The 6,291-nt window shown below is 36.8% G+C and carries 5 protein-coding genes and 1 pseudogene; 4 read left to right on the forward strand and 2 right to left on the reverse strand.

Annotated features, from left to right (window positions below):
* Positions 1–100 precede the first annotated feature (100 nt).
* From JF76_RS09715 to JF76_RS10465, 4 genes and pseudogenes are all read left to right on the forward strand, one after another.
* Positions 101–1,546, forward strand: coding sequence for a DASS family sodium-coupled anion symporter (locus JF76_RS09715; RefSeq protein ID WP_045928857.1), 1,446 nt, complete (start codon positions 101–103; stop codon positions 1,544–1,546).
* Between the two features lie 138 nt (positions 1,547–1,684).
* On the forward strand, positions 1,685–2,995 hold the full coding sequence (locus tag JF76_RS09720; protein ID WP_045928858.1) for an NCS2 family permease: 1,311 nt from the start codon (positions 1,685–1,687) through the stop codon (positions 2,993–2,995).
* 146 nt (positions 2,996–3,141) lie between these two features.
* Positions 3,142–3,432: a hypothetical protein gene (locus tag JF76_RS09725; RefSeq protein WP_045928859.1), complete on the forward strand. Its 291-nt coding sequence runs from the start codon at positions 3,142–3,144 to the stop codon at positions 3,430–3,432.
* A gap of 341 nt (positions 3,433–3,773) precedes the next feature.
* Positions 3,774–3,953 (forward strand): annotated as a pseudogene (locus JF76_RS10465) (MFS transporter); the annotation flags it as partial.
* Positions 3,954–4,062: 109 nt separating this feature from the next.
* Here JF76_RS10465 and JF76_RS09735 read toward each other — a convergent pair.
* A complete protein-coding gene (locus JF76_RS09735; RefSeq protein ID WP_045928861.1) occupies positions 4,063–5,619 on the reverse strand; it encodes a ClC family H(+)/Cl(-) exchange transporter in 1,557 nt (518 codons plus the stop codon).
* 85 nt (positions 5,620–5,704) lie between these two features.
* Positions 5,705–6,291: NADP(+)-dependent, decarboxylating phosphogluconate dehydrogenase (locus tag JF76_RS10470; RefSeq protein WP_045928862.1), on the reverse strand; the 587-nt coding region annotated here is incomplete at its 5' end.

The raw sequence follows: 6,291 nt of genomic DNA on the forward strand, positions 1-6,291 counted from the left end.
CTTACTGATTGTTTTAAACGAATAATATGTTAAACTAAGCAAATATAGAGGTGTTTATCCGCCTAATATATTTGCTTTTTTATTTAGAAGGGAGTCTTTTATGAAGACGATAGATTATAAAAAATTTATATTGCCACTGTTGTTTGGTCTTATTTTCTGGTTTACGACCCCAATTCGTCCTGCCGGAGTATCAGTCCAAGCTTGGCATATGCTGGCAATATTTATTGGAACTATCATTGGTTGTATTACGTTACCTATAGCTATTAGCGGTGTTACTTTAATAGGATTTACTCTCACTATTTGCCTCGGGCTTGCACCCCTTGCCGACAAAGTTGTTAACGGAAAAGTCGTTGCAAAAGGTGCCATTGACGCATTCTCCAATTCATCTGCTTGGCTAATCGTTATGGCTTTTATGATTTCACGTGGTATTGTAAAAACCGGCTTAGGTCAAAGAATTGCTTTATATTTTGTTAAATGGTTTGGTCATAAATCCTTAGGCTTAGGCTATGCTATTGGTGCTATTGACTTAATAGTTTCTCCTGCAACTCCTTCAAATGGTGCGAGAGCAGGTGGCGTGGTATATCCATTAATTCAATCATTAGCAAATACATTTGACTCTAAGCCCAATGACCCATCACGTAAAAAGATGGGAGCATATCTAACTTTTACAGAATTTCAAGTTAACATTATTACTTCATCATTATTTATGACTGCTTGTGCACCTAACTTAATTGCTGTTGCACTCGCTGGTAAAGCAGGTGTAACTCTTAGCTGGATGCCATGGCTAATGGCCAGCATTGTTCCTGCAGCAATTTGTTTAATTGTTGTACCATATTTTGTTTATAAACTTTACCCACCAGAAATCAAGGAAACTCCTAACGCTAAGGAGTGGGCTGATGGTGAACTGGCAAAAATGGGTAAACTTACTTTGTCTGAAAAATTAATGGCAATTATTTTTGCAATTACTTTAGTACTCTGGATGCTTTCCAGTACTCTAGGAATAGATGCTACATTAATTGCATTTATTTCTGTTTCACTTTTACTACTCACAGGTGTATTAGCACCAAAAGACTTGCTAAGTGAAACCGGAGCTTGGAACATTCTGATCTGGTTATCTATTTTAGTATTCATGGCTGAAAAACTAACTCAATTCGGTTTAATAGGTTGGATATCAACTAGTATTTCCAGCGCAATGAAGGGTCTCAACTGGCTATTAGTTCTAGTAGTTTTAGCACTTGTTTTATTCTACACTCATTACTTGTTTGCAAGTGCCACAGCTCATAATTCAGCAATGTATCTGCCACTTTTAACTGTAGCTATTTCAGCTGGAGCACCTAAATTACTAGCAGCCCAGTTTTTAGCATTATTTTCAGCAATCATGGGTTCCACAACTCATTATTCTAGCCCTGCCGCTTCAGTTTTAGCTTCTTCTGGCTATGTCAAACAAGATGAATGGTGGAAATTAAGTTTTATATTCGGTATCTTCTATATCTTAGTTTATGGCATAATCGGATTAGCCTGGATGAAACTAATTGGTATGTGGTAAGCTGTTAAAGCAAATCTATCCAGATTTGCTTTTTTTATTACCTGGGAAATAATTTTGAATAAAATGGATTTCTAGGCTTAATAAGTTATATACTAGTTATATTAGTTCTTTATAATTTTAATATTTTTTGGAGGAAAAATGACGACATTAGATAAAGTCTTTCATTTAAACGATGCTCATACCACTGTTAAACGCGAGTTAATAGCTGCATTAACCACGTTTGTCAGTCTCTCCTACATCCTTTTTGTTAACCCTAACATTTTACACGCAGCAGGTATTAATAAGGGAGCGGCTTTTACAGTAACCGCAGTTTCAATTGCAATAGGCTGTTTTATTATGGGTCTGGTTGCTAACTATCCTGTAGCCTTGGCTCCCACACTTGGCAGTGCTGCATTTTTTGCTTACAACGTTTGTGGCGGAATGCACATTAACTGGCAAACTGCCTTAGCTGCTGTTTTAGTTGCATCTGTTTTGTTTATTTTAATAACAGTTTTGAAACTTCGTGAAATAGTAGTCGATGCTATTCCGCAGGATCTCAAATATGCTATTTCGGCTGGTATTGGCTTATTTATTGCCTTTATTGGCCTGCAAAACGGCAAATTAATTGTTAATAGTGATTCAAATTTAGTTACTCTGGGCAAATTTAATTCACCAGCCGTTTGGATTACCCTCTTCGGTTTAGTTTTAACTGTGATTTTAATGGCAATGAATGTGCCAGGTTCCATTTTTATCGGTATGGTAGTAACAGCTGTCTTTGGGGTTATTATTGGCCAAGTAGCTGTTCCTAAAGGTATTATCGCCAGTGCACCAAGCATTGCTCCTACCTTTGGTCAAGCCGTATTTCATTTAAAAGATATTAATACTCCCCAACTATTCATGGTAGTTTTAACCTTTTTACTGGTTACTTTCTTCGACACTGCAGGAACGCTGATTGGCATGAGTGAACAAGCAGGAATGGTTGATCAAAATGGTAAAATACCACGAATTGGTAGAGCGTTCCTATCGGATTCGTTAGCCATGGTTGAAGGAGCAGTCTTAGGAACTGCACCACTTGGTACATCTGTTGAATCTAGTGCCGGCATCGCTATGGGTGGTCGCACAGGTTTAACTGCAATCTTTGTAGGAATCTTTTTCTTGATTTCAATGATTTTCAGCCCGCTTTTGGCGGTTATCCCTACTACTGTTACTGCTCCAGCATTGATTATTGTTGGGGTGCTCATGGCAGGAAACCTGAAAAAAATTGACTGGGATAAATTTGAGATTGCCCTTCCAGCATTTTTAACAGTAGTTGGTATGCCTTTAACGTATAGCATTTCTGATGGCTTGGCTCTTGGCATGATTGCTTACCCGATTACTATGATCGCTTCTAAACAGGCCAAGAAAGTTTCACCAATGATGTATGTTCTGTTAGTCGTATTTGTCCTCTTTTTCCTGATCACAAATATGTAAGAATATCTGTCTAATTACAAAGGCCACTTTTAGAAGTGGCCTTTTTGTTTATGCTTAATTGATAAATTACACTTTATTTTTTATTTATTTGCTATTATAATTCATAAAAATATTTACATTTTATTCATGAAAGAAGGTAAATTATCATGTCTAACACTAAAGAGAAATGGTTCAGCCGCTATATTGGCACTGTTACGTTTTTTGTTGTTGCTTTACTAACCAGTCTTAATTCTGGCTTTTTCCCTTATTCAATTGCTGGAAGACTCTGTGCCATTTTGTGGCTGGTCGCATTCAGCTTTTTGATATTTGCCTGCGAATATTTGATTAATCACACTAACCTTGATAATAAAAATACTGCAAAAGCAGTGGTAAATTTTAGTATTTGGCTCCTTGCAGCCTTAGTTTTAGTTATATTCATTTTAATTTTTAAAAAATGAATTTTTGCTTTTAATTAATTTTAGGTTATTTTTGCACGAATCGTCAAAATTTGTTATGTTAAGTAGCAGTTAATTCATTCAATGAAAGGGAAGTTGTAAAGTAGATTAAGTAGCTCGTATTTAGTCTATTATCATGAAAGAAAAAAAGACAAAAACAATTAAAAAAGATTATAAAAAGGCACCTCTTGCAAAAGTTCATTTACGCGTAATGACTGCAATTGCTTTAGGGCAATTTACTTGTGGCTTCTCACTAAGAATTACCGGCGTAGCTATGAACAGTGCTGCCAAATACATTCAAATTAGTAACATGTGGACTGGATTAATTGGAGCCGGTGGTGTGTGGAACCTATATTACAATCAGTCGCATTGGCGCTGCTGCCGGTACATTTTTATTGCCAATTTTAACAGAACTTGGTGGACCCAACTTAGCAATGCTTGTTTGTGCTTGCGTTCTCTTTCTTGCTTTTGTCATTTGTTTAATCTGGGCACCAGAAACTTCACCTAAATATCTAAAAAAATAAAATTTGATATAATAAAAAAGCTAATAGATCATGTTTAAAAACGTAGATTTATTAGCTTTTAAAATTGTTATAAAAATGGAAATTTATCTAATAATTTTCTTTACACCCTTTAGCCATCATATTCTACTTTTTGCATTCGTTTTATCTGACTAAAAACATGTCCGCGCTGACCTGCATCAAGAGTTAAAACCAGAGAATCACCGGCTTTAATTATAGACTGGCCATTGGGAACTACATATTGACCATCACGATATATTGCCTTAACCAATGTATGTTTAGGCCATTTCACCTGCATAATTTCTTTACCTGCTAGACGGCTATCCTCATAAATCGGCACAGTCAGTTGATCAGTTTTACCAGATATAATAGGAACATCATTTTTACTTTTCGATGACATCGCACGAGCTAAGGTACCATATATTGGGTCACCATTCAGGAGCATATCAACCAAAAGCGCAATGAAAGCTACAACCGCTAGTGGCATTAAATGGAGTAACGATCCTACCATTTCAGTAATTAACATTATTGCCGTGAAAGGAGCACGAATCACAGCTGCAAAAAATCCGGCCATTGCAAAAATAATCAAGTTTATCACTAATTTAGCCGGCAATAAATGTAATTGAACTAACATCAGGCCATAACTGGCACCAATCACAGCTCCCATTGTCAATATGGGTAAGAAAATACCACTTGGTAGTCCTGAATCGTAAGAAATAATAGAAAAAGCAATTCTCACAATAAAGAAAAACAATAGTAGACCAACTATTTTCCAGCTGCTATGACGAATAATATGTGGCAAGGCTAAAATTAAACGATTACCAGGTCCAGTGATTAAGGGCCAAAAATAAGCGATCGGAATTAATAGTGTCAGTGGAATTAATCCATACAGCCAACTTGGCAAGAAAGTAATTTTAGCGTATATCTTTTTCCCTTTAAATAAGCCAACTTTATATAGATGACCCAATAAGCCTAAAATTAAACCTAAGACAAGTAAGTAGCCATATAGTTTTACTGGAAAACTATGGCGATAAACAAGGGACAAAGACGGTTTTTGACCAAAAATATTTGAAACAACAAAATCTGACACTAAAGCACCTGCAAGTGCATTTAACCAAATTCGTGGAGAAAAATTATGAAAAACTTCTTCAAGTACAAATAAAGCACCACTTAATGGCGCTCCAAAAGCTGCAGCTAATCCACTAGCTGCTCCTGTCGCTAACAACACCCTAGAGTTTGTTTTTGACTCCTTAGTGCCCTCTCCAATGCCTTGACCGATAGTTGAACCTATTTGTAAAGAAGGCCCCTCAGGACCTAAAAACAAGCCTGTGCTGATTACCAAAATGCCACCAATAACTTTACGCCACAATGTGGGCCACCACTTTAAAGTTAAATTTCCTGCAAGTTGTAATTTAACTTCAGGAATGCCTGATCCACCAACGTGAGGATACTTTTTAACAAAATAACCAGCAATTAATCCTACTAAAGCAAGTCCAATAACAATCGGGATGAACCATAATGCATTCCGATGTGCCACGTGAAACAAGTTAAGCCACAGCTCAGTCATCTTTCCTATGCCAAAACGAAAGAAGCCTACTACAAAGCCACTGAACAGTCCAACTACCATAGCTTCCAGTAAAAGTTTTATTTGTTCTTTTTTATCTTTCATATTACCTCCACTTTCTTTATTTAACGCTAGCAAAAAACCAGTTAAAGTTGCGACTTAACTGGTTTTAGTTGTTACACGTGTAACATTATTTTTCTTCATACCATTCTGTGTGATAAACACCATCACGGTCGTTTCTAAAGTAAGTGTGAGCACCAAAGTAATCACGTTGACCCTGAATTAAGTTTGCAGGTAGACTAGGATTGAAAATTGATTCCAAGTAGTTCAATGATGCACTTAATGTTGGGGTTGGAATACCAGCTTCAGTAGCAAGTTCAATCACAGCGCGGAGTGCAGGAATGTTTTTATTCATCAAATCCTTGAAATAAGGGTCCTGGAACATGTTGTCGAGTTTTTTACCTTCAGCAAATGCCTTTTCAATATCTTTTAGCATTGATGAGCGAATAATGCAGCCTGCTTCCCATGATTGAGCAATAGCCGGATAACGCAAGTCCCAGTTATATGCATCTGCAGCCATTTTTAATTGCTGGAAGCCTTGAGCATAAGCAACAGCTTGGCTTAATTGCAATGCTTTACCCAAATTATCAACTAAGTCCTGTGGAACTTCACCGTTCCACTTTATTTCCTTGCCTTCACGTGTAGTGGCCTTGGACATGAAACGGCTAATAACAGCTTCTGCAATAACACTGATTGGAACACCTAAGTGCACGCCAT

The organism is Lactobacillus kullabergensis (assembly GCF_000967195.1).
Taxonomy (GTDB): Bacteria; Bacillota; Bacilli; order Lactobacillales; family Lactobacillaceae; genus Lactobacillus; species Lactobacillus kullabergensis.